The organism is Streptomyces yongxingensis (genome assembly GCF_055597465.1).
The window spans coordinates 11,239,856-11,262,579 of the sequence record NZ_CM145717.1 but is presented as its reverse complement, the minus strand read 5'-3'; the positions used below and the strand labels follow the sequence as shown (position 1 = coordinate 11,262,579).

The window sequence follows — 22,724 nt, the reverse complement described above, 5'->3', positions numbered from 1 at the left end:
CTCGTCGGAGTGTCAACTGACTCATCGCCGTGTTCGCGGGGCGCACGGCACGGACCGGTCAGATGAAGCCGGTCGGCAGGTACTGGTCGACGTTGTCCTTGGTGACCACGGCCGAGTAAAGGGTCAGCGAGGTCGGGATCTCGAACTCGGCGAGGCCGCCGACGCCCTTGCCCTGGCCCAGCGCACGGGCGAGATCGATGGCGGAAGCGGCCATCGTCGGCGGATACAGGACGGTCGCCTTGAGCACGCTGTTGCCGGCCTTGATGGCGTCCATCGCGGACTTGGCTCCCGCGCCGCCGACCATCAGGAAGTCGTCGCGACCGGCCTGGTCGATGGCGCGCAGCGCGCCTACGCCCTGATCGTCGTCGTGGTTCCACAGCGCGTCGAAGCTCGACTGGGCCTGCAGCAGTTGCGCCATCTTGGCCTGGCCGGACTCGACCGTGAAGTCGGCCGCCTGCCGGGCCACCTTCTTGATGTTCGGGTAGTTCTTCAAAGCGTCGTTGAAGCCCTTGGTGCGCTGCTGGGTCAGCTCGAGGTTGTCGACGCCGGCGAGTTCCACGACCTTGGCGTTCTTCTTGCCCTTGAGCTGTTCGCCGATGTAGTGGCCGGCGTTGAGTCCCATGCCGTAGTTGTCGCCGCCGATCCAGCAGCGGTACGCCTGCGGGGAGGCGAACACACGGTCCAGGTTGACGACGGGGATACCCGCCCTCATGGCCTGCAGGCCGACCTGGGTGAGCGCCTTGCCGTCGGCCGGCAGGACCACCAGGACGTCGACCTTCTTGTTGATCAGCGTCTGGATCTGGCCGATCTGCTGGGCGGTGTCGTTGGACCCCTCGGTGATCTCCAGCGTGACGTCGGAGTATTTCTTCGCTCGCGACTTGGCGTTGTCGTTGATGGCGTTGAGCCAGCCGTGGTCGGCCTGGGGGCCGGCGAAGCCGATGGTGACAGGCTTGCCCGGCTTGTCGTCCGCGACCGGGGCGGCGTTGTCCGCGGCCTTTCCCTGGTTCGTGGGCTCATTGCTGGTGCAGGCCGTCAGCAGCACACCGGCGGAAACGGCTGCGGTGCCGAACAGGAGTGATCTGCGGCTGGTGGCGGGGGTTCGTGCCATGGCGGGTGGATCCTTCGACTGGGCGGTGTGCGTCGGGTGGAGGACGTGGGGGGCCGGACGGCGGTGTCAGGGGCCGCCATCCGGCGGCGATGCACGGTGTCAGGCGTCGCCCCCGCGCATCGAGCGGCGCTGGACCAGGACGGCGGCGACGATGATGGCGCCCTTCGCGATCTGCTGGACAGCGGTCTCGAGGTTGTTCAGGGCGAAGATGTTGGTGATCGTGGTGAAGACCAGGACACCGAGGACGGAGCCGATGATGGTGCCGCGACCGCCGCTGAGCAGGGTGCCGCCGATGATCGCGGCGGCGATGGCGTCCAGCTCGTAGAGGTTGCCGTTGGTGTTCTGACCGGAGCCGGAGAGGACGATCAGCATGAACGCGGCGATACCGCAGCACAGTCCGGACAGCAGGTACAGGTACAGGCGCTGGCGCCGGACGTCGATGCCGGCGAGGCGTGCCGCTTCCGCGTTGCCGCCGACCGCGACGGTGCGCCGACCGAAGGTGGTGCGGTTGAGCAGCAGCCAGCCAATGACGGTGACAGCGGCGAAGATCAGAACAAGGGGCGGGATGCCGAGGATGTAGGCGTCCCTGGCACCGAGATCGAGCACCGACCCGACGGTCACGACCTGGGTACTGCCGTCCGTGATCTGCAACGCCAGGCCACGAGCGGAGGCGAGCATGGCCAGCGTCGCGATGAACGGCACCATCCTGCCGTAGGCGATCAGCAGACCGTTGACGAGACCACAGCCCACACCGACGATCACCGCGGTGAAGAGGATGCCCGCAAAGCCGAACTCCTGCGTGGCCACGGTCGTCGCCCACACCGAGGCGAGCGCCACCATCGCGCCGACCGACAGGTCGATCCCTCCGCTGGTGATGACGAACGTCATACCGACGGTGACGACGCCGATCACGGACGCCTGGGTGAGGACGAGCTGCAGATTGCTCGTCGCCAGGAACTGGTCCGGTGCGGTGATCCCACCGACCGCGACGAGGACGGCGAGGACTCCGAGCAAGGACAGAATGCGCACGTCCCACCGCAGTCCGGGTCGGCGCGAACTCTCCTGTTCCCCCGCGGACTCGGCGGCGGACGTCGGCGCTTGCTTCTGCGCCGCAGTGGCCGGCTGCGTCATGGCGTCAGGCTCCCTTCCATCACAAGATCAAGTACACGGTGCTCGTCGAGCTCCCGGGCGTCCGCCGTGTGCACGACGCTGCCTTCACGGAGCACCAGCACCCGGTCGGCGAGACCCAGCACTTCGGGCACCTCACTGGACACGAGAAGTACGGCCAGGCCCTCGTCGGCCAGCCGGCGAATCACCGCGTAAAGCTCCGCCCGGGCGCCGATGTCGACACCCCTGGTCGGCTCGTCCAGCAACAGCACCTTGCAGCCCCGCAACAGCCACCGTGCGAGCACCGCCTTCTGCTGGTTGCCACCGGACAGGGTCCTGATCGCGGCATCGGGATTGTCCGGCCGGAGGGACAGTTCCCGAACCGCCCGGTGCGCCGCAGCTCGTTCGTTACGCCGGTCGAGCCAGCCCGCGCGGGCGAACCGGGACAGGGTGGAGATCGAGACGTTGCTGCTGACGGACTCCCGCATCAGCAGACCCTGCGCCTTGCGTTCCTCGGGCGCGAGGCCGACGCCGGCGCGGACGGCGGCGCGGACACTTCCGGGGCGCAGGGGTGTGCGGTCGACGAGGACACGGCCGCCGTCGGGCTTACGGGCCCCGTAGATCGTCTCCAGGATCTCGCTGCGCCCGGACCCTACGAGCCCGGCCAGACCGACGATCTCACCGGGCCGCAGTTCCAGATCGACGGGCGCGAACTCCCCTCGCCGGGTCAGTCCTTCGACCTTCAGCACTGGCTCTCTCTCTGCGGCGAACCCGGCCTTGGGGCGCTCGGGGAAGACGTACTCCACGTTCCGCCCGGTCATCAGGGCCACGATCTCATCGGTCGGCGTCGACTCGGCAGGCAGCCCGTCCGCGACCGACCGGCCCTCCTTCAGGACCGTGACCCGGTCGCCGATGCGCCGGATCTCCTCAAGACGGTGGGAGATGTAGATGACGGAGACACCGTCCGCCGTCAGATCGCCCACGATCCTGAAAAGGTTGTCCACCTCTTCCGGGTCGAGCGCTGCCGACGGCTCGTCCATCACGATCAACCGAACCTCGTGGGACAGCGCGCGGGCCATCGAGACGATCTGCTGCTGCGCCGCGGACAGGTCGCCGACGAGCGTCGTCGGATCGATCTCCGGGTGCCCCAGACGTTTCAGCAACTCCGCGGTCGCCGTGCGGGCGGCAGAGGCGCGCACGACGAACCCGGCGGAGGTGGGTTCGTGCCCGAGGAAGACGTTCTCCGCGACGGACAGCCCCTCGATCAGGTCGAGTTCCTGGTAGATGGTGGCGATGCCGAGACGCATGGCGGCGATCGGTGACCCCAGGGTCACGTGCTCATCGCGCCAGGTGATCTCACCGCTGTCCGGCTGGTGAGCTCCGGCGAGCACTTTGATCAAAGTGGACTTGCCGGCCCCGTTCTGGCCGAGCAGGCAATGGACCTCGCCGGCCTGGACCTCGAGATCCACGCCGTCAAGGGCGCGAACGCCCGGGAAGGACTTCGTGATACCGGACATGGTGAGCAGGGGTGGTTGTGGTGCCATGAGGATTCCCCTCGGCATGCGGGCCGTGAGCGGGCAGGTCTGGGCAGGGTTGTTCAGGTACGCGAGCGGCTCTGGAATGCCCCTGGCGTCGTGTGCGCTGGGGCGTAGGGACTGAGGTGGCAGGGCATGCCTGATGGCCGGCAACCATGCAGTGGTGGCGGCCGCCGACGCTTCATGCGGGGGTTACGGCGGTGATGTGGGTGTCGCGGTAGCTCTACGGGTGTTGCGAGGACGCCGTGGGGTTGCCGAGGCGCGAGGGTCCGCGTGATCGCCAATGGGGTGGCGGTGACGCTCGGTTCCAGTGGCGCCACGGGGTTGTAGTGGCGCCACTGGTGGCCCGTTGCCGACGGGTGCGGGCAGCGGTCAGGCCGGTGAGAAGACGTGGTCGCTGATGAGCCGGGCCGCGCCGATGGCTCCGGCGGCCGGCCCCAACTCGCCCAACACGATCGGCAGATTGCCCGTGGCCAGCGGCAACGACTGCCGGTACACCTGGGTCCGGACACTGGCCAGCAACGTGTGCCCGAGCCCGGTCACACCTCCGCCGATCACCACCAGCCCCGGATTGAAGAAACTGACAAGACCGGCGATGACCTGCCCCAGACGCTTCCCGCCCTCCCGGATCAGCTCCAGAGCCACCGCGTCCCCTGCCGCCGCGGCAGCCGACACGTCCTCGGCCGTCAGACGCCCGGCCGTCTCGAGCCGGGCAGCGAGCTGTACCGACCGGCCCTCACGCGCGGCCTGCTCCGCGTCATCGGCCAGCGCGGCACCGCTGAAGTGGGCTTCCAGACAGCCTCGGTTGCCGCACGCACACGCGCGACCTCCCGGTTCCACCTGAATATGACCGATGTCGCCGGCACTGCCGGTCGTCCCCCGGTAGACCTCACCGCCGACGACGATGCCGCAGCCGATGCCGGTGCCGATCTTGACGCACAGGAAGTCACCCACGGAGCGTGCGACGCCCGCGTGCTGCTCCCCCATCGCCATCAGGTTCACGTCGTTGTCGACCATGGCCGGGCAGCCGAGTTCCTGGCTGAGTACCTCCCGTATGGGAAAGCCGTCCCAGCCCGGCATGATCGGCGGCGCGACCGGTACACCCTCGGGGAAGCGGACTGGTCCCGGGACGCCGATGCCGGCGCCGTCGAAGCCCTCCGCGACACCGGATGCCTTCAGCTTGGCAGCCACCGACAGCACCTGCTCGAAGACCGCCACCGGCCCCTCTCGGACATCCATCGGTTGATTCAGATGCCCCAGGACCTCCAACTCCGCGTTCGTCACGGCGACATCGATCGATGTGGCACCGATATCGACACCGAGAAAACGCAGTGTCGGCGCGAGACGGATGTTGTGCGACCGCCGGCCGCCCCGGGACGGGGCCAGCCCGTCCGCGACAACCAGCCCCGTCTCCAGCAGCCGGTCCACTTCGACTGCCAGCTTCGAACGGGACAGGTCCACCAGATCACCCATCTGGGCACGAGAGTTGGACCCGTTGTCACGCAGGAGACGAAGCAGCAGCGCCTGATGCGCGTTCTCAGGTCGAGCAGTCATCCGTCTCATGATCCCTCCTCTTCCCTCACCCACGGCTGGGGCCCAGACGCCTGTTTCCGCCGACTGCGCCGTCAGGCTGTCGGGAAGGAACGTAACAACGATTTTCCAGAGTGGGAAGTACTTACGCCTGAATCGGCGCTTCTTTTTCCACACACAGGACAAAGTCTGGACGGTTACCCTCCGAAAGCGCTGCTCCAGTACGGCCGCCGGGCCGAGCACGGCCGTCATCACCCCTGAAACGCCCTGGTGTGCCCGCTTGTCGCTGCGCACTCCACATGCGAGGTCACCGGGAAGGCGTCACGCGAAGCGGAAGTCGACATAACCGCAGGTCAGAGCAGTTTCAGAGTCGCCCAGAACGGCCACCGGCCACCCGGAGCGTCGAATGAGCGCCAGGATCAGTCGAGGGGTGCGGGAGTCGGCCGAAGTTTGCGCGGTGGCGCGTTCGGAGTCGAGCACACGAACGGACAGTTCCCGGCGGTGCGGGGCGGGCCTGCCAGGCAACGCCGGCTGATGGACCTGGCCACCGACGGCCGAACCATCGCCGCGGGTCGGTCCCTCTCGTCCCTCGTCGGCGCGCAGCACCTCCGGGAGTCAGTCCTCATCGGCGTGCACCAGCTCCGCAAGCGCGCGGGGGGCGGGGGCATCGGCGGAGTCGTGGTCGAGGAGGACGCTGCCCGTCGCGGCGGTGAGGGTGAGAGTGCCGACGTGGCGGGCACCCATCCACCACTCCTCGATGATCCGCGCGAGCCGGTCGCGGGCCGGGCCCGGGACACCAGTGAGCGGGACGACCACCTGGCCAGGCGTCGTGAACCGCAGCTCGCCGTTGCGTACACCCGCATCCATGATGAGCCGGGCCAGCTCCCACATCAGGTCGCGGTCCACGCGGCGGGGGCCACAGCGAACGCTGAGGTGGTACTCCGTGCGACGCACCGCTTCCTGAGCCGCGACCATCATGGGCGACTCCCAGGACTCCGCGGGCGTCGGCGGGCGCTGCAAGGTGAGGCGTACCCCGGAGTCGTCCTGCGGGCCCAGCCGGACGGCGAGAGGGCTCTCGGCCGTGCCGATCGGGACGAACGCCGTCGCGTCCGCCTCCGCGTCGCGCAGGGCCACCCGTCGACGCCACTTCGAGGCCCTGCCACAGACACAGCCATCCGCTCGTGCTGCGACGCCCTCGGTCCGACCGCCGCGTCTCCAGCGTGGCGTCCGTCGCGACGCCGCCGGCCTCACCCTGCCGTGGAGTCCGGGAGTTGTCGAAGGGCACGTGAACCGGGTGATTCTGTGGAATCAGAATTGTCAAGCTTGCTGTGCTTTGCCCTGGCGGACGTCGAGCTGTCGGGGTGTTGGTCCGGCCGGGGTGAGGGTGTCGGCGAGTGTGTCGAGGAGGCGGTCGAGCGCGCTCTGGCCGTCAGCGACGGCTGCTTGCTCGTCTTCGGTGAGTGGGATCGAGACGGCCATCTTCTGCAAGTTGCCCTTAGCTTCGAGGAGTTGGGCTCTCGTGGAGTCCTTGGGGATGTAGAAGTCGGAGCGTGCGCAGGCCATGCGGTGCTGGCACTTCTCGAAGAAGGTGTAGGTGCAGTAGCCGTGTGCGAGGTCGTAGTGCTGCCAGGGATCGCCGGTCGCGGCGGCGCCGGAGGTGACCGCGTCCCGGTCGACCAGGACCTCGATGGTGCGGACGTTCCGCTCGAAATAGCCCGCCTCGGAATACGCCTTGGACAGAGTGTTCGGGGTGATCTTCGCGTAGTACTGGGTGGATTGCGGAGACCGGTGTCCGAGCCAAGCTTGCAGCTCGAACAGCGTCATCGGTTCCTTGGCGTTGTAGAGCTGGCTGGCGATGGTGGACCTGGCTCGGTGGCTGGTGATGTTCCCGCGGACGTCGGCGTCCGGGACGCCGGCCTTGCGGCAGAGCATCGGGATGATCGTGTTGTTGATGTAGCTGGTGGAGACGCGGCGGGCGCGGACGGCGAACAGCAGATCGACGTGCTCGCCGGTGCGGCGGTCGGTGAACTTCGGCTGGTCCGGGCGGACGGCCTGCCAGGCGTCGATGGCCTGGCCGAGGATCGGGTCGACCGGTTTGGTGAAGGCGGTGCCGGTCTTGTGGGTCGGGACGTCGAGGAGGCAGACCGCGTCGCGGGCCAGTACATGCTGTGAGTCGCCGGCGATGGGTGCTCCGTCGTGCTGCCAGCGGACGCAGCCGAGTCTCAACCGGGCGATCTCGTTGCTGCGTTGGCCGGAGAACAGCCAGGTCAGCGTGACCGCGCGGACCAGTTCGAAGGGGTAGAAGTGCCCGGACCGGGTTTGCGGAAGATCCGCGGGATCGAGGCTGAGACCGGCCCACAACAGCTTCGCCCAGATCTCGTCGGCGATCACCCGTGGGTCGGGGCCGAGGAGGGTGGTGATGCTGCGAGGGATCGCCAGAGCGCGGCGGCGGGGCAGCCACTCCCATTCCTGGCAGTCCCGAAAGAACGTCCGCAGCGCGGTGATCTGTCCGGCCTTGGTGGGCGCCTCCAGCGGCTTGCCGAGCCGGTCCTTAAGGCCGGCCGTGCGCTGGACGTAGACGCCGACTTTCATCCGGTCCAGTGCGGCGATCCGGGTAGCGCAGGTCTGGCGGGTCCAGTCGGTGGGGTCGGCGGCGTCGGGCTGTTCGGCGGCGATCCACCGGCCGACTCGCAGGAGCGTGGAGCGGACGCTGCCGCGGACGCGCGGGGTCAAGGTGGAGGTGTCGTGCCAGCGGTCGGCCCACTGTTGTGGCCCGTGCCGAGTGGCGGCCGGTGCTCTGCAGTGGTGGATCACAGAAGCCGAGCGCGGCGACCGCCCGCTGCAGAGCGTGCAGGGTGTTGAGCTGGGAGCCCTCCAGCAGCTGTTCGCGGCCTACCCGCTCGAAGAGCGCGGTGTCCATGTCTTCCAGGTGTGGGCTGTGGTTGAGCAGGAACAGCTGGCAGGCGACCGACGGCAGCAGAGTGTCGTCCGCCTGGCCCAGCTGATAGCCCCAGGCGCCAAGGACCATGCGGATGCGGGCGATCTCGCTGGTGACGCGCTCGCGTCCGAAGATCCGCCAGGACAGCGTGAGGCGTTGGAAGCTGCCGAGCTGGTGGAACTCGTCGAAGGAGCCGACCAGGTAGGCGTGTGCCGCGAGGTAGGGGCGGACTTCGTCCCCGGCCCGGGCGGGTGCGTGCTGCCGGTATTCGGCCTGGGTGCGGCCGAGTAGACGGGTCCAATCCTGCATGGTCCAGCCCCAGTAGGTCCGGCCGGTCTGCGTGCTGCGTGTCAGCAGAAGAGCGATCACATCGAGCATGGCCCGCCGGCGGTGCGGAGTGGGCGGCGAGTCGAGTGCGGCGTTGACCGCCTCCAGCGGATCCAACAGCCGTGTGATCACGCGCCAGCCCGGTGCAGCCGGGTCGTGGTACTGAAGCCGGCGCAGATTGCGGACACCGAGTCCGAGGACGGCTTGTGTCTCAGCAGATCGGACCGCGACGGCCATGTCGTAGCGGTCCGGGACGATCGGCCAGGACCAGCGACCATCGGTCTCCTCGGTGACGATGACCAGCGACGATGCCCTCACAGCGACACCTCAGCCGTCGCACTGGCCGGGGCGGTGAGCATCTGTATTCGCCAGGCATGAATGTGGTCCATGCCGCGGGCCAGTTTGTCGGCCAGGTCCCGGCCGGAGAGGTGGATGTACCGCAGGGTGGAGTCGGTGTGACGGTGTCCGGCAAAGGACGCGATCGCGTGCAACTCCCAGCCCATGCGGGCCAGATCGGTCAGACATAGGTGCCGGGTGGTATGCGTGGAGAACCGCTCGACACCGGAGGCCAGGGCGAGCTTGCGGACCACCTTCGACCAGGCCCACAGACTCAGCGGCTGGGCGTGATTGCGGCGCGATTCCGACAGGAACAGCGGCCCGCGGGCCCGGCTGATCCGGGCGCGGTGGGCGAGGTAGTCCGACAGCAGCACCCCCGTTGGCGCCGAGTAGGGCACCACCCGCTCCAGCCGGTTCTTCGTCGTTTCCGCCCGTATCCGCAGCGTGCGGTGGGCCGGATCGACGTCGTCGGTCCGCAGCGAGCACAGTTCCTCACGGCGCAGGGCGGCGTCGTAGGCCAGGGCGAGCATCACGCGGTTGCGTACTGGCTCGTGCTTGGCGACCTCCAGGACACTCAGCCACTGCCGTTCTCCGGGAATCCCGGCAGCTTCGTCAGCCGGGGCACCAGGCCGCGCTGCTGACCGCCGCTGCGTCGGCCGGGGGTGTACCGACCGCGGCCGACCGGGTTGGAATCCCGCAGCCCCTCCTCCATGAGGAAGTCGTAGAACAGACGGACCGGCACCAGCCGCTGCTGGATCGTCGCGTTCGCCAGTCCCGCCCCCGAATCGATCGAGATCACGTTCGCACCCCGGCGATGCGGCCGCGAGCTCAACTCCCGTACGTAGACGGCGATATGGGCGCGGTTCGCGGCGACCGGGTCGACGCTCTCCCGCTCGCACATCAGCAGGTACTCGGCCAGTCCCCGGCCGTAGGCATCGATCGTGCGCGGAGCACGTCCGAGATCCGTCCAGACCGTCAGCCAGGCCGCAGCCTGCTCGTGCCGGCCGAGCACCGGCCGCTTCTCCGTGAGCACCGTCGTGCCGCTCAAGCCATCTCCCAAGTCCGTGGTTGTGCCGGGGAGACATGATCACCCCGGCAGATTCCACGTAACTTTTAAGATGCTCAAACGCCAAATGTTCGGCCGAGCCGGCTTCCAGCTCCTCCGGAAGCGAGTTCTGCTCGCCTGACGACGGCGGCTCCAAACGTAAGCTGCAGGACAGCGGGCCCGATCGAGTCTTGGAGGCGGTGGTGCCGGAGTGACATCGTCACTGAGCTTGTGGAAGCACAACCTTGGAGAACTGCCAGAGTCGCTATGGCAGCGGACCGAACTGCACGTGCTGATACTCGCGGACAATGAACTGACACAGATATCAACCCAGATCACACGGTTACGGCAGTTGCACACCCTGGACCTGGGCCACAACAAACTCGCCTCGGTCCCAGATGAGCTGGCCGAACTACCGCTTACCGAGTACCTATACCTGCACGACAACCAGCTGAACGAGCTTCCCCGATCGCTGGGCCGGCTCACCGCGCTCCGCTACCTCAACGTCGGCGACAACCACCTCACCAGTCTCCCAGACACCATCGGCGCGATGACGGGACTGGTAGAGCTTCGCGCCGAGCACAACCGACTAACTGCACTGCCCGAAACGATCGGCCAGCTCAGCAAGCTGCGCGAGCTATGGCTGCGTGGCAACACACTCACGTGCCTACCAGAATCTGTCACCGACCTGACCGAACTGCGCCACCTTGACCTACGAGAGAACGCGCTGACGGACCTCCCGGAGGCGCTGGCGGGACTCCCTCTGCTCCGCCACCTCGACCTGCGGAGCAACCAACTCCGCGCACTGCCGGACTGGCTACTCGAACTGCCCTCACTCGAGAAACTGGACCTACGCTGGAACCACATCGAGCCCGCGCCACGCCTGCTCGACCACCTCGCACAACGAGGATGCATCACCTGGACATAGAGAGCGCGGCCAGGTCGGCACGCACTCAACGTCACCACTCCACAGTTATTGAGCCAGAACCACTTCTCGTGAACATCAGCCTCGTCGCCGGTGTCCTCGCCGCGGCTCTTCTTGGCGGCGCGCACGCTGTCCTGGAGGGCGGCCATGAGGTCGGACTTGGCGCGAGAAGCAGCTACCCGGGCGACCGTGCTCCGTCAAAGGATGTAGCGGCGATTCCTCCGCGACTACGAGATTGTGACGGGAGCAGCAGGCGAGACTGGGCAGGCACCTGAAATCGGATATCAGCTACTGAACCGGGAGATGCCGTGCCTACTCTTCGTCTTCGTGCGGCTGCCCCCGCACCCGCATCCGGACGGAACCGGGTCCTGGCCCGGGCGCTGGGCGGAGGCCTAGTCATGGCTGTGGCGCTCGGCGCAGGCACCGCGCTCGGTCCCGCCCTGGCAGACGCACTCGGTGTCGGAGGCTTGCTTGCACGACTGATCCCGGCGGCATTGGTTACCGCACTCGCCGTACCGCTGATTCTTCGCCTTGCGAGCCCCGGCTCCCTCGGGTTCGGCGGTGCGGCCCGGAGCGGGCGCGCCTTCCTCACCGGCGTGGGAGTGACGGCCACTGCGGCGGCGCTCGTACTGGGCGCTGGCACGGCCGGCGGCATGCTGCAGTGGGGTCGGTTCGCCCCCGCGTCCCTCGCCGGATTCCTCGTCACCAACGCCGCGGTGGCATTCCTGCTCGAAGCCCTGCCGGAGGAAACCACACTGCGCGGCTACACGTGGACCTCGCTGCGTGAACGCTTCGGTGCCACGGCCTCGGCCCTGGGCACGACGGTAGTCTTCCTGCTGGTGCCGGGAGCCGCGACGGTGGTACAAGCCGGAGTGTCGCGGCTGATCGGTGACGAATCCAGGCCGGTCGGGCTGGCCCCCGAGGGACAGAACCCGGTCGATTATGTCATCCTGCTAACCGCGTTCGGGCTGATGCTTGTCGCCGCCAGGACCGCGTTGGCAGGCGCGCCGTTGTGGGCCGCGATCGGGGCACACCTCACCTTCCTGACGGTTAACCGGATCGTGTTGGAGGGCAGCGAACGCGACGCGGGCTGGTCCGTGGACCAGATGACACCCGATGCGACGCTGCTCATCCCGGCATACGTGCTGCTCGCCGCCGCCGGGTTCGTCGCGTACGGCCGAATCGCACTCCGCGGCTCCTGACCGACACGCGAATACACAGGTCATGCCACGTGGTAAGCGATCCCTGGCGTGGGTCGGGTCATGCCTGAGCAGCGACTTTCGTCGGCACCCCGCCAGTGGTGTCCGGGGTGACCTCGACTCGCGGACCGGGGCGAGGTCATCCGCGTTGGTTCAGAACCCGGGGCAGGTCACGATTGGCCTCTCTCGCCGCATCGAGGTCGGATCGGGCCTCATCCAGTGCAGAGGTCAGTTCCACGTTCTGTTGCTCCAACCTCGTTATCTTCCGCTGGAGTTCATCGATGCCCGCCGGGGCTCCGAGCCCTGATTCCTGCCATGCCTGGCCGCGCAGGACCTGCGAGAGCCGTTTCTCCAGCTGTTGGAGGCGGGCGGTCAGACGGGTGTTGTGGGCTTAGGCATTGGTGAGATCCGCTTGGAGCGAGGCCCGGCTCACCGGTGATCCGCCGGCCGGATCCTGCGCCACTGGCTCGAGCTCGGCAGCGTGAACGATCTCGAGGAGGTCGCGGTGACGATAGAGGAAGCTCCGGTCCACTCCGGCTTGCCGGGCGATCGCCGAGACGCTGATCGGGGTGCCGTTCATCGCGGCGTTCTTCACCGCGGCGGCCACTCGCTGGCGGCGGCGTTCGGTAACCGGCTTAAGGGCTTCATAAGCATTCTTTTTGTTATTTTCGCCATGTAGCCCACCCTGCCCAAAAAGCCGAAGAAAACCTTCCCCGCAAAAACCGCCGAACACCCTCTCGAAACCACCCCACGGGAACAGCGAACCCCCCTCCCAAGGGGCTGATAGGCCTGCCGTAAAACACCACCGGCCCGCCCCGCGGCGGCGCTGGCCCTTGGCATGCCCTCACACCACGGCACACCGGTGCCGCCTCTCCCCGTCCCAGCCGTCCCCGCACGGCTCGTTCAGGCATGAGGCGGCCCAGCCGTCACGTGCTGGAAGGGCATCCACGCGATGAACTCGTCCTCCCTCGCCCCCCTCACCGGCCTCCTGGCCGGACTCCCCGCCGCCCTGGGCGGCGCACCCTGGTGGGCCGTAGGAGCGACCGTCATCACGGCATACCTCGCCGTCCCCCTCACCAGCCTGATCCTCGAACACGCCCGACAACGAAAAGGAACACACCTCGACGAGAAATTCGCAGCCACACTCGACCAGATAACAGACCCCGAGAAAAGAATCCAAGCCATCATCAGCTAAGTGTTGTCCCGCAATCGGGGCAGCGGGCCTGGCGCGTATTACTCGCCTGTTGCCCCATCGATGAGCTCTCGGGCGACGTCGAGCTGGCCGACGTGGCGGGCGTACTCCTGGAGCAGGTGGAAGAGGATCCGTCCGAGGGAGGGAGCCTGGTCGGGTGTTCGGAAGCGACCGCCGAGGCTCGCCTTGTCGGGCAGGTCGGCAGCCGCGGCCAGCGAGGTCGACGTGGTCACTTCGCTGCGATAGGTGGCCATGATCTCAGCGGTAGGTGTCCCGACAGGGATTATCCATTCGGCCTCATCGCCCCCAGGCGGGTATGCGAGGACGTCTTCGGCTGCGAATCCCCAGCGCATCCAACGGCGTTCGACCCAGCTCAGGTGCTGGACCAGGCCGAGCGGTGACCAGCCCAGCGGCTGCACGGGCGTCCGGAGCTGGGCGTCGGACAGCCCGGAGAGCTTCCGCATCAAGGCTTCGCGATACCACGCAAGGTAACCGATGAGGAGGTCACGGGCATCGGAGACGTTGACGCCGGGCCCGTCAAGGAGCGCGGGGACCTGCCGCGGAGACTGCTGCATCCTTCGAAGGTAGCGTGGCACCCCCCGATCCAACGTGCTGCGTTGAACCCAACGATCAAGACTCCGGGCCGCTGGCATGATCTTGGAATGGCAGCAGTGATCACCGCTTCGGAGCCGTCGTGGATAGCCCCGTTCACCGGGCTGAGCCCGCGCCAGTTCGGCAAGCTGATCACCGCGCTCCGGCGTGAGGGAGCGGACCCGGTGCGCAAGGGCCGACCGTGGAGCCTGCCGCTGGAAGACCGCGTACTCCTGGTCGCCGCCTATTGGCGGACGAACCTCACGCTGCGACAGTTGGCCCCGCTCTTCGGCGTCTCGAAGTCGGCCGCGGACCGCATCATCGACCACCTCGGGCCGCAACTCGCGCTCCAGCAGCGCAAGCGGTTCCGCAGGGACACGGTGCTGATCGCGGACGGCACCCTGGTCCCCACCCGCGACCACGCCATCGCCGAGCAGTCGAAGAACTATCGGTACTCCACCAACCACCAGGTCGTCATCGACGCCGACACCCGGCTCGTCGTCGCAGTCGGCCGGCCGGTCACAGGCAACCGCAACGACTGCAAGGCGTGGGAACTGTCCGGCGCCAAGGACGCCGTCGGCAACACCACGGTGATCGCAGACGGCGGCTACCGGGGCACCGGCCTGGTCATCCCACACCGCCGCGAGCGCGGACAGGTGGAGCTCCCGGCTTGGAAACAGGAGCACAACGCCTCACACCGTAAGGTCCACGCCCGCGTCGAGCACGTCTTCGCCCGGATGAAGACATGGAAGATCCTCCGCGACTGCCGTCTGAAAGGAGACGGCGTGCACCACGCCATGCTCGGCATCGCTCGCCTGCACAACCTCACCCTGGCCGAGTGAGGGAGAAACGACCAGGTCACCCAGCACGCCGCAGATCATTTACGGGACATCCCTTAGCCTTGGCCGACCGGCTGAATATCAAGGATGTACCATCCACCTGGTCCGCCTTTCAGCGCTGGATGCGTGCCTTCGAGCGCACCCACTTCGCACCCACGCCCCAAGCGCGCCTCCTTTGGCAGGCCACCCGCAGCACGTTCGCCGATCGCGTGCCAGCTGCACTGCGCCTGTTCGCGGAAGCGGCCATTGACAGCCTCCTCGACCAATCCCGGTGCCATGCACTTAGCGTTCGCAGACCCTCAGCCGGTACGAGCAATGCTCAAGACCTGTGGATCAGCGGGTGGGACGCGGAGGGCGTACCTTCCCGATGATCCCGTGACGGTCATCGAGTAGGCCCGCGTCGCAGCGCGGGCCGGGAAGGCACGCCCTTGCTCAGCGTAGTCACCGAAGACGGCACCACCCAGTCCAGCTCCCTGATCGACGAGATCGTGCGCGAGGGCGCCCGCCGAATGCTCGCTGCCGCGTTGGAAGCCGAAGTCAACCAGTACATAGCCGAGTTGGCAGGCGAGCGGGACGAGCGTGGGCACCGTCTGGTCGTCCGCAACGGCCACCACCGGGCCCCGGACTGTGGTCACTGCGGCTGGCTCGGTCGAGGTCACCGCGCCGCGGGTCAACGATCGCCGCGTCGACGACGAGACCGGTGAGCGCAAGCGGTTCTCTTCCAAGATCCTGGCCCCGTGGTGCCGCAAGTCCCCGAAGATCTCCGAAGTCCTGCCGCTCCTGTACCTGCACGGACTGTCCTCCGGGGACTTCGTGCCCGCGCTGGAGCAGTTCCTCGGCTCCGCGGCCGGCCTGTCGCCCGCGACGGTGACCCGGCTGACGAAGCAGTGGAGCGACGACCACACGGCCTTCCAGCAGCGAGACCTGTCGGACCGGGACTACGTCTACGTGTGGGCGGACGGCGTCCACCCCAAGGTCCGACTCGGGCAGGCGCACTCGTGCGTCCTGGTCCTGCTCGGGGTCCGCCTCGACGGATCCAAGGAGCTGATCGCGCTGGCCGAGGGGCTTCGGGAGAGCACGGAGTCATGGGCCGACCTGCTGCGCGACTGCCGCCGCCGCGGGATGCGCGACCCGGAGCTCGTGGTCGGAGACGGTGCGATGGGGCTCTGGCGGGCTCTGGCCGAGGTGTTCCCCGCCGCCCGGCATCAACGCTGCTGGGTCCACAAGGCCCGGAATGTGTCGAACTGCCTGCCGAAGTCGGCACAGCCGAGCGCGACGAAAGCGTTGCAGGAGATCTACAACGCCGAAGACCGCGCCCACGCCGAGAAGGGTCACGAAGACCTACGGCACGAAGTGGCCCAAGGCCGTCGCGAAGATCACCGACGACGCCGAGGAGCTTTTGACGTTCTACGACTTCCCGGCCGAGCACTGGGTCCACCTGCGGACCACGAACCCGATTGAGCCGACGTTCTCCACGGTCAAGCTCCGCACGAAGGTCACCCGCGGGGCGGGCAGCCCTGCTGCGGCCCTTGCGATGGTGTTCAAGCTGGTCGAGTCCGCCCAGGCCCGCTGGCGCGCGATCACTGGAGCTCACCTCGTGCCCCTGGTCCGCGCTGGTGCTCTGTTCGAGAACGGCATCCTCGTCGAGCGCGAGGAGCAGGCAGCTTGATCACGTCAGAGAGCGCCCGGCCGGGCCATGGCGGGGCAGTCCAATTGCCCCAAGCCCGTGGAATTGTTCAGTCGCCTGACACTCCCCAAAATGCAAGTGCGCATGGGACGCCGTCCTCGTAGAGGGCCATGCAGTGGCCGCTCCACCTCGGAGCTTCCTCCAAGGCATCCAGGTCTCCGGGATCCATGCCGTTGAAGTCCGCAAGGCTTGGTTGATCGGAGCCGAACCCAGCGCGGATTGCCGCCACACTCAGCGGCCGGACAGTCCCGAAATCATGCTCGTCCTCCGTGGCGATCACCCGGTCAACGTCCAGCACCGAATGGGTGCCGCTGATGCCCATGAACTCCCAGTAGACCGGATTCTCAAACAGTTCACCCGGCGAGGCCGGCGCAGGCAACCCCCACTCCGTCGGACTGAAGTACTCGCCAGACGCCAGAACCTGCGCCCGCACAGTCCGTAGCGCGGCGCCGAAGTCGCTCTGGTACGGCGTGACATACCTCCAGCCCGACGCCCCCACGTGTGGCCCCTCCCGCCTTGCCCCAAACCGGTGCCACATTCTAAGTGAGGGTCCAGCCACTACGACGCTGGCCCTCGAAGGTCATGGCTTGACCCACAGGTCTTGACTATTGCTCTCGGTACCCTATCTGACTCATGCTGCCCTGTCTTTACACGCCCGGCGCACACCATGGCTGCAGCGCAAGAGGCTCCTAGAATGGCCTTGAGATCCACGGTCAGTCCCGTGGACTTGCCGTCCCCTTGACCGAGAACTTGCCCTCCTGCGCTGCCCACAGGGTCGCGCAGACAGCGGCGAACTGCACCAGAGCGTGGTACGCCGCGAAGTCCTTGCCCGCTCTGAGTGAGGGTGAGAGTGCCAGGCCGAAGGTCGATGCCAACGTGGACCTGAGAGAACCTCGATGTGCTGTCCGGGCCGGGCCTGCGCGGCGATGCGCCGCCGCTCCGTCCCGGAGGTAACGAACAGCGCCGCGAGGCGGTCCCGGGCGGCGGCGACCCGGCTGGCCACGGAACAGATGACGCCGTACGGGGTCATCCCGACGTACACCGGCACGCCCATGGCGAACTCGGCGGCGCCGCCGTCCTCTATGAACGAATGGATGCCGGTCTCTCGGCGCACGAACTCGAAGGCTGCTTTCTCCAGGGCAGCCTGCCGTTCGAGTAGAGCGTGAATGGCCGCCTCGTGATTAACGCGCGCCCTGGCCCGCTCCCGGCCCTCCCGCCGCTGGCGCTCTTGGAACTGCTCCCACGGGACTCGCTCCTCCTCCTGGAGGCGGCGCTTCTCCTCCTTGTCCCGTGGTGCCGGGTCGGCCGCCAGTCTGCTGTGCCACCGCGACATCTGGGAGCTCATCACCGCCCACGCCGGGCGGCACCCGCACTTTCGAGTGCCGCCGCAGGTCGCCAATAAGGAAGGTGGTAGAACTCCGTCCGCCGCTCGCCCTCGAGCGCGGCCGCGATGCCCTCCGCGTTCCGCGGCACCCGGTCCGCCTCCGAATGCCAGTGAATCGGCTGTGCGCTCATGCTGCCCCTTCCACTGCCCCCGAGTCTGCCGCATCCCGTCGACCGGATCAGTGCCACGGTGCAGAGAGCACGGGCTGTGCTGACTCGAGGCCTGGCGCAAGCACGCTGAGTCATCGGACAATCACGACACAGCGCCTGAAGAAGGCGCCGACGGACCCGTCTTGACGACACCCGAGGGAGATCGTGATGAGATTCGTCTGGCTGGGCGCGCTCGGTGTGCTCGCGGTCCTGATGGCAGTGTTCACGCCGTACGTGTTCCGCACCGAATCGACGTGGCAGGCCATCGCGTGGTCGGCCATGCTCACCGGACGGTCGCCTTCATCGCCGTGCTCATCCGCGCCGAACTGCTGATCTGCCGCCTGGACCGGCGCACGAACAGCAACGTCTCCGAGACCTGAGCCGCACTCCGAGCGTGACGAGGTCCGGCCAGGCCGAGCCTGCTCGGGGCTGGCTGATCATCTGGCTGACACAGCATCACCCTGCGTGGCAGGGCAGCGTGGATCTGTTGCGACAGCCGGACAGGGGACTTCCGCTGCGATGTCATCCGGGGATTGCAAGGGGACCCTCGAGTGTGCTGTTGCCGCAGGAGGGGCGCCCGCAGGTCGGTGCCCGGGCGCCCAGTGAGGCGCCGTTCCTGTCTACCGTGACCCCATGACGTTACTTACCTACCTCCACCGTTTCAATCAGCGGCACCCATGGAGCCACAACGACCATTACGGCCCCTGGATCGCCGGCCGGGTGGCCGCATCCAAGGCCCACCACGTCCTCGACATCGGGTGCGGTGCGGGGAATCTTGCCGCGCTTCTGCGTCGTCGAGCGGTCACCGTCACCGGGCTTGAACCCGACCCCGGGATGGCCCGCGCCGCAGCGAAGCGCTTCGCCGACGACCCGGCGGTCACCATCGTGGAAGCCGACTTCACCGGGCGCGACCCGCACCGACGCTTCGACGCCATCACCCTGGTCGCCGTCCTGCACCACCTGCCGCTGGTGCCCACCCTGCGGGAACTTCGCAGCTGTCTCGCTCCCGGCGGGCGTCTTGTGGTCATCGGCTGCTATCGGGAGGCAGGGCGCGTCGATCTGCTCATCTCCCTGCTGGCCGCGCTCTTGAATCCGGTCATGGGACTGGTCAAGCATCCCACCCGCGCCGCCGCACTCCCCTTGCACATGACGGCGCCCACCACCGCTCCGCAGGAGACCCTGGGGGACATCCGGGCTGCGGCCGCGCAGGAACTGCCCGGCGCACGGATCCGACGTCGCCTGTTCTGGCGGTACAGCCTGGTCTACGACGCCCCCGTCGGGCACAGCCCGGCCTCACCCCCGCGAGCCGCTTGAGGGGCCCCTTCCCCCGGTTTCCCACCATGCCGCCGAGTGAGCCCTTGGATGTGGACGGCCCCGTGACATCAATCGCGACCGCCCGGGCGTGGCCGGAGAGTTCGAGCGCGGCCGCGGCGAGGATGCCGTCCCACTGCGCGAGGACGCCGCCACCGGCGGCCGGGGCGACCATGCCGCGCTCGGTCATCATCCAGCTGATCGCGGCGAATCGAGCCCGATCGGCTCGCGCCCGTTCCGCCGTACGACCTGGCTGGTACGCCACTTCGGCCTTCTCTTGCGCGTGGAGCCGTTCTTCCTCGCCTGCTCACGGGCGGCGACCAGGGGCCTGGCACGCGAGGTCGACGCCGCTGAGCTCGGTGGTCATGCGATCACCGCCCCGGCCGCGTCGCCATCGAGGAACCGGGCGGCGAGCTCGCGCAACCGATCCGGCCACCGCACGACCGCGGCCGTCTCGGTCCCGGCGTGAGGCGCGGTCTGCTCGCGCAACTGCCCCAGCCGCGTGGCCAGGAAGTACCGGGCTCGTGCGTTCCCGGGCGGCATCGGCGGCCTTCCGCCCGCGCCATTCGAGTTCACACGGAACCAGCGGCCGTTTTGCCCGGTCACGTGCGCCCACCGCCCCTCCGCCTCGGCTTCCTCGGCCCGGCCCAGCACCGCCAAGGCGCCCCGCCGGTACTCCGGCACCGACTGCTGCACCGCCTGGAGCACAGCGAAGGCGAGCGCGGCCGCCGCCGCGACCGGGTCCGCGTCCAGCTCGCCCGGCTCCACCAGTTCCATGCGGTTCCGACGAGGGGGCGCTGATCCGCACGGCCGGCCTCTCCACACCCGATGCGGCGCCTGCGCGGAGTCAGAGGTGACGCTCCCCTGGGACTCACCAGTCGGTGAGGTCGGTCAAACGGGAGCAGCGCGGGTCGTCGATGTCGCCCGGCACGGTCCGTTCCACCTCCTCGATCAGGGAGTGAAGTGCCGCGAGCAGGGCTGTCAGGGCACCGGACGGTTGTACGTCGGCGGCGACCACATCGGTGTCTTCTTCGTGGTCGACATACAGGCGCATCCGGTCGGGGCTCTGGAGGAGGAAACCCCGCAGCCGCGGGTCGGGCTGTGCTTCGGTCCAGGGGCAGGTAAGGGTGCGCAGGATGGTGAACGCGTTGTCGCACTCCCCTGGGCCGGCGGGAGCGACCTGCGCCGGATCCACATGGATGAGAGCCATGCCCATCACCGTGTCGACACGGCTGCTGGAGAAGATCTGGGTGCCGGTGGTCAAGGCGCGCACGATGCCGAGGACGTCATTCGGGCCCGCTAGCTAGGCGACCTGCGAACGCTAGGTCTGGGCGCGCGGAGGGGAGATCGCCATGGATGTTATTTTGCTGACCGCCGAAATTTCCTTGCGCTCCCCCACGCTTTGTGGGAACCCCATGCCCATCAGCAGACGCCGCATGATCGGCGGCGCACTCGCCGCGACCGCCGGACTCGGCACCGCGTTCGGCCTGAACCGGGCCGGCGCCGCGGAGACGGATTCGGCCGCGGCGCCCGCCGAGAGCAGTCCCGGCGATGTCGTCAGCAAGGGTATCGGTCGGAGCACGGTGGAAAACCCGCCTGCCGTCACCAGCACACCCGCGCCAAGGAACCCGTCAGCGCCTGACATCTCTGCTCTCCGCCGAACCCGGAACGGTTCACTCCTGCGTACTCTTCCGACGCCGGGCCACTCAAGCAGTTGCCGCCTGGACGTCGGCAAGCCCGAGGTCGGTCAGCCCCCTTCCGGCGGGGGCGGCTCTTCGTGAGGCATGGTCTTTCTGCCGACCTGAGGGGCGCGGCCAGGTGTCAGCGAGAGGCGGCAGCGAGGATCCGACGAGCGCGTTCCAGCACGGGCCTGTCCACCATCTGCCCGTCGACCACGCCGACCGAGTCACCGGCGGTCACCACGGCGCGTGCCCACTTCTGTTCGCTCTCGGAGGGGGCGAACCCGGCTGAGACGATCGGGACCTGGGCGGGGTGTATGCACAACTTCCCGGTGAAACCGAGGCGCCGTGCGTGTGAGATGTCGTCGGTAAGGACATCGGCGTCCCTCACACTGGTGGTGACGCCGTCGACCGGAGGGCACAGGCCCGCGGCTGCCGCCGCCGACACCAGCCGGGAGCGGGCGTAGGTGAGCGCCATGTGGTCATCGTGAGCCACGCCGAGCTGGCTGGCCAGGTCGGCGTTGCCGAAGGCCACACGTACGACTCCGGGGGTGGCGCATACCTCGTTGGCCCGCTCGACGCCGACGGCCGTCTCGATGAGGGGAATCAGGACGCACCGCCCGGCCGTGTGGCGGGCGAGTTCCGACAGTACCCCGTGGTCCTCGGCCTTGGGGACCATGACGGGAGCCCCGTAGCGGGACACCGCCTCCAGGTCGGCGTCGCACCACGGTGTGCCGGGAGGGTTGATCCGGATCACAGCGTTGTTGCCTTCGGCCAGCCACCGGGCGACGTTGTCGCGTGCGCGGTCCTTGTCCTGCGCGGCGGTGGCGTCCTCGAGATCGATGATGACCAGGCCGGCGCCGGTGGCGGCGGCCTTGGCGAACCGGTCGGGCCGATAGCCAGGCACGAACAGCAGGCTGCGGGCCCTTTCGATGCGGTCACGGTAGGGGGTCATGCGTAGGTCACCTCTGCTGTGGCGTGGCACGGCTCCCGGTGCGTGGTGATGTGCAGGGCGGCGTTCCTGCCGGCCGGTGTGCCGCAAGCGATCAGGTGCTCGCCTGCGAAGACAGGGCGGCGTAGCCGGTAGGACAAGGAACGCACGGGGCGGGAGGGGGCGTTGAGGCGTACCAGTTCAAGCATCGCCAGCACCAGGAGCGGGCCGTGGACGACGAGACCGGGGTATCCCTCCTCTCCCTGGGCGTACGGTGCGTCGTAGTGGATGCGGTGCGCGTTCGCGGTGAGGGCACTGAACCGGAACAGCGTGGTGGGGTCTGGCTGCAGGGGGAGACGCCAGGGCTCATCGGAGTGCGGCGTGGCGGACGTGTCGAGTTCCGATGGGTGCGGTCCGCCGCTGCGCCCCGAGCGGTAGACGATGTCCTGCTCCTCGACCAGGCAGGCTCGCCCGTGCTGGCTGTATTCGTTGCGCACGGTGACGAAGAGGAGCTCGCCCGTCGTGCCGTGCTTGGTCGCCACTGTGTTCAGGATGCTGATGCGTTGGGCCGGCTCCCCCACGCGCAGCGGTTCGATGATCTCGCAACGGCCTCCGGCGAACATGCGCTGTCTGTTGGGGATGGGCGGCAGGAAGTGACCGTGGGCTGGGTGTCCGTCCTCGCCGAGGTCCCGCTGGTTCGGCCACTGCAGGAAGTACAGCCAGTGCCACAGGGGTGGCAGGGGATCGCCGGCCATCGCGACCGGTTCCGGCTGGTCCAGGACGGCCGACAGCGCGGCGACCGGCTCGGGCAGAAGGTCGTCCGTGTCGGTGACCGCCTGGGGACTCCACGACTCCACGTACGAGCCGAGCCCGCTCTGGACGTTGTCCATGGGTGCTCCGTAAGTTGTTGG

Annotated in this window: 25 protein-coding genes and 1 pseudogene; 7 read left to right on the top strand and 19 right to left on the bottom strand. The window is 68.0% G+C overall.

The window, feature by feature from the left end; translation table 11 throughout:
* Positions 1–58 precede the first annotated feature (58 nt).
* From ACZ6TD_RS47925 to ACZ6TD_RS47885, 9 genes are all read right to left on the bottom strand, one after another.
* Positions 59–1,108: a substrate-binding domain-containing protein gene (locus ACZ6TD_RS47925; protein ID WP_471348538.1), complete on the bottom strand. Its 1,050-nt coding sequence runs from the start codon at positions 1,106–1,108 to the stop codon at positions 59–61.
* Positions 1,109–1,207: 99 nt separating this feature from the next.
* On the bottom strand, positions 1,208–2,239 hold the full coding sequence (locus ACZ6TD_RS47920) for an ABC transporter permease (RefSeq protein ID WP_471348536.1): 1,032 nt from the start codon (positions 2,237–2,239) through the stop codon (positions 1,208–1,210).
* Positions 2,236–3,759, bottom strand: a complete 1,524-nt coding sequence (locus tag ACZ6TD_RS47915; protein ID WP_471348534.1) for a sugar ABC transporter ATP-binding protein — start codon at positions 3,757–3,759, stop codon at positions 2,236–2,238. Before ACZ6TD_RS47915 ends, ACZ6TD_RS47920 begins: the two co-directional genes overlap by 4 nt.
* Before the next feature lie 363 nt (positions 3,760–4,122).
* Positions 4,123–5,304 carry an ROK family protein gene (locus tag ACZ6TD_RS47910; RefSeq protein ID WP_471358706.1) on the bottom strand — a complete coding sequence of 394 codons (1,182 nt, stop codon included), beginning with the start codon at positions 5,302–5,304 and terminating at the stop codon, positions 4,123–4,125.
* A 591-nt stretch (positions 5,305–5,895) separates the two neighbouring features.
* The gene (locus ACZ6TD_RS47905) at positions 5,896–6,414 is read right to left on the bottom strand and encodes a hypothetical protein (protein WP_471348532.1); all 519 of its coding nucleotides are present in this window, start codon (positions 6,412–6,414) and stop codon (positions 5,896–5,898) included.
* 183 nt (positions 6,415–6,597) lie between these two features.
* Complete coding sequence (locus ACZ6TD_RS47900; protein WP_471358704.1) at positions 6,598–7,872, bottom strand: tyrosine-type recombinase/integrase; 1,275 nt, start codon at positions 7,870–7,872, stop codon at positions 6,598–6,600.
* Complete coding sequence (locus ACZ6TD_RS47895) at positions 7,832–8,863, bottom strand: hypothetical protein (protein ID WP_471348530.1); 1,032 nt, start codon at positions 8,861–8,863, stop codon at positions 7,832–7,834. Before ACZ6TD_RS47895 ends, ACZ6TD_RS47900 begins: the two co-directional genes overlap by 41 nt.
* Positions 8,860–9,411, bottom strand: coding sequence for a site-specific integrase (locus ACZ6TD_RS47890; RefSeq protein ID WP_471348528.1), 552 nt, complete (start codon positions 9,409–9,411; stop codon positions 8,860–8,862). Before ACZ6TD_RS47890 ends, ACZ6TD_RS47895 begins: the two co-directional genes overlap by 4 nt.
* 44 nt (positions 9,412–9,455) lie before the next feature.
* Positions 9,456–9,929: a hypothetical protein gene (locus ACZ6TD_RS47885; protein ID WP_471348526.1), complete on the bottom strand. Its 474-nt coding sequence runs from the start codon at positions 9,927–9,929 to the stop codon at positions 9,456–9,458.
* A gap of 208 nt (positions 9,930–10,137) precedes the next feature.
* On the opposite strand from ACZ6TD_RS47885, the gene ACZ6TD_RS47880 reads away from it, so the two are divergent.
* Positions 10,138–10,854: a leucine-rich repeat domain-containing protein gene (locus tag ACZ6TD_RS47880; RefSeq protein WP_471348525.1), complete on the top strand. Its 717-nt coding sequence runs from the start codon at positions 10,138–10,140 to the stop codon at positions 10,852–10,854.
* A 395-nt stretch (positions 10,855–11,249) separates the two neighbouring features.
* The gene (locus tag ACZ6TD_RS47875) at positions 11,250–12,053 is read left to right on the top strand and encodes a CPBP family glutamic-type intramembrane protease (RefSeq protein ID WP_471348523.1); all 804 of its coding nucleotides are present in this window, start codon (positions 11,250–11,252) and stop codon (positions 12,051–12,053) included.
* Between the two features lie 388 nt (positions 12,054–12,441).
* Here ACZ6TD_RS47875 and ACZ6TD_RS47870 read toward each other — a convergent pair whose 3' ends face one another.
* A complete protein-coding gene (locus ACZ6TD_RS47870; RefSeq protein WP_471348521.1) occupies positions 12,442–12,783 on the bottom strand; it encodes a hypothetical protein in 342 nt (113 codons plus the stop codon).
* 500 nt (positions 12,784–13,283) lie between these two features.
* The gene (locus ACZ6TD_RS47865; RefSeq protein ID WP_471348520.1) at positions 13,284–13,817 is read right to left on the bottom strand and encodes a DinB family protein; all 534 of its coding nucleotides are present in this window, start codon (positions 13,815–13,817) and stop codon (positions 13,284–13,286) included.
* A gap of 87 nt (positions 13,818–13,904) precedes the next feature.
* Between ACZ6TD_RS47865 and ACZ6TD_RS47860 the strand changes: the two genes are divergently transcribed.
* Positions 13,905–14,675: a transposase gene (locus ACZ6TD_RS47860; protein WP_471348519.1), complete on the top strand. Its 771-nt coding sequence runs from the start codon at positions 13,905–13,907 to the stop codon at positions 14,673–14,675.
* Between the two features lie 296 nt (positions 14,676–14,971).
* On the opposite strand, the gene ACZ6TD_RS47855 is transcribed toward ACZ6TD_RS47860, so the two are convergent.
* On the bottom strand, positions 14,972–15,283 hold the full coding sequence (locus ACZ6TD_RS47855; RefSeq protein ID WP_471358884.1) for a hypothetical protein: 312 nt from the start codon (positions 15,281–15,283) through the stop codon (positions 14,972–14,974).
* On the opposite strand from ACZ6TD_RS47855, the pseudogene ACZ6TD_RS47850 reads away from it, so the two are divergent.
* Positions 15,252–16,341 (top strand): annotated as a pseudogene (locus ACZ6TD_RS47850) (IS256 family transposase). The gene ACZ6TD_RS47855 and the pseudogene ACZ6TD_RS47850 sit on opposite strands and share 32 nt — an antisense overlap.
* A gap of 67 nt (positions 16,342–16,408) precedes the next feature.
* On the opposite strand, the gene ACZ6TD_RS47845 reads toward ACZ6TD_RS47850, so the two are convergent.
* The gene (locus ACZ6TD_RS47845) at positions 16,409–16,858 is read right to left on the bottom strand and encodes a hypothetical protein (RefSeq protein WP_471348517.1); all 450 of its coding nucleotides are present in this window, start codon (positions 16,856–16,858) and stop codon (positions 16,409–16,411) included.
* A 399-nt stretch (positions 16,859–17,257) separates the two neighbouring features.
* Between ACZ6TD_RS47845 and ACZ6TD_RS47840 the strand changes: the two genes are divergently transcribed.
* On the top strand, positions 17,258–17,518 hold the full coding sequence (locus ACZ6TD_RS47840) for a hypothetical protein (RefSeq protein WP_471348515.1): 261 nt from the start codon (positions 17,258–17,260) through the stop codon (positions 17,516–17,518).
* A gap of 185 nt (positions 17,519–17,703) precedes the next feature.
* Here ACZ6TD_RS47840 and ACZ6TD_RS47835 read toward each other — a convergent pair whose 3' ends face one another.
* Positions 17,704–17,874, bottom strand: coding sequence for a hypothetical protein (locus tag ACZ6TD_RS47835; protein ID WP_471348513.1), 171 nt, complete (start codon positions 17,872–17,874; stop codon positions 17,704–17,706).
* A gap of 272 nt (positions 17,875–18,146) precedes the next feature.
* On the opposite strand from ACZ6TD_RS47835, the gene ACZ6TD_RS47830 reads away from it, so the two are divergent.
* Both ACZ6TD_RS47830 and ACZ6TD_RS47825 read left to right on the top strand, forming a co-directional pair.
* Entirely contained in the window at positions 18,147–18,272 is a 126-nt protein-coding gene (locus ACZ6TD_RS47830; RefSeq protein WP_471348512.1) for a hypothetical protein, read from the top strand.
* A 253-nt stretch (positions 18,273–18,525) separates the two neighbouring features.
* Positions 18,526–19,206, top strand: coding sequence for a class I SAM-dependent methyltransferase (locus ACZ6TD_RS47825; protein ID WP_471348510.1), 681 nt, complete (start codon positions 18,526–18,528; stop codon positions 19,204–19,206).
* Positions 19,207–19,566: 360 nt separating this feature from the next.
* On the opposite strand, the gene ACZ6TD_RS47820 is transcribed toward ACZ6TD_RS47825, so the two are convergent.
* The 5 genes from ACZ6TD_RS47820 to ACZ6TD_RS47800 form a co-directional block, all read right to left on the bottom strand.
* Positions 19,567–19,980, bottom strand: a complete 414-nt coding sequence (locus ACZ6TD_RS47820) for a hypothetical protein (protein WP_471348508.1) — start codon at positions 19,978–19,980, stop codon at positions 19,567–19,569.
* A gap of 94 nt (positions 19,981–20,074) precedes the next feature.
* On the bottom strand, positions 20,075–20,467 hold the full coding sequence (locus ACZ6TD_RS47815; protein WP_471348506.1) for a hypothetical protein: 393 nt from the start codon (positions 20,465–20,467) through the stop codon (positions 20,075–20,077).
* Between the two features lie 57 nt (positions 20,468–20,524).
* Positions 20,525–20,848 carry a hypothetical protein gene (locus ACZ6TD_RS47810; protein WP_471348504.1) on the bottom strand — a complete coding sequence of 108 codons (324 nt, stop codon included), beginning with the start codon at positions 20,846–20,848 and terminating at the stop codon, positions 20,525–20,527.
* A gap of 176 nt (positions 20,849–21,024) precedes the next feature.
* Complete coding sequence (locus ACZ6TD_RS47805) at positions 21,025–21,837, bottom strand: HpcH/HpaI aldolase/citrate lyase family protein (RefSeq protein ID WP_471348502.1); 813 nt, start codon at positions 21,835–21,837, stop codon at positions 21,025–21,027.
* Complete coding sequence (locus ACZ6TD_RS47800; protein ID WP_471348501.1) at positions 21,834–22,703, bottom strand: HTD2 family dehydratase; 870 nt, start codon at positions 22,701–22,703, stop codon at positions 21,834–21,836. The genes ACZ6TD_RS47805 and ACZ6TD_RS47800 overlap by 4 nt, the downstream gene beginning before the upstream one ends.
* Positions 22,704–22,724: the final 21 nt, after the last annotated feature.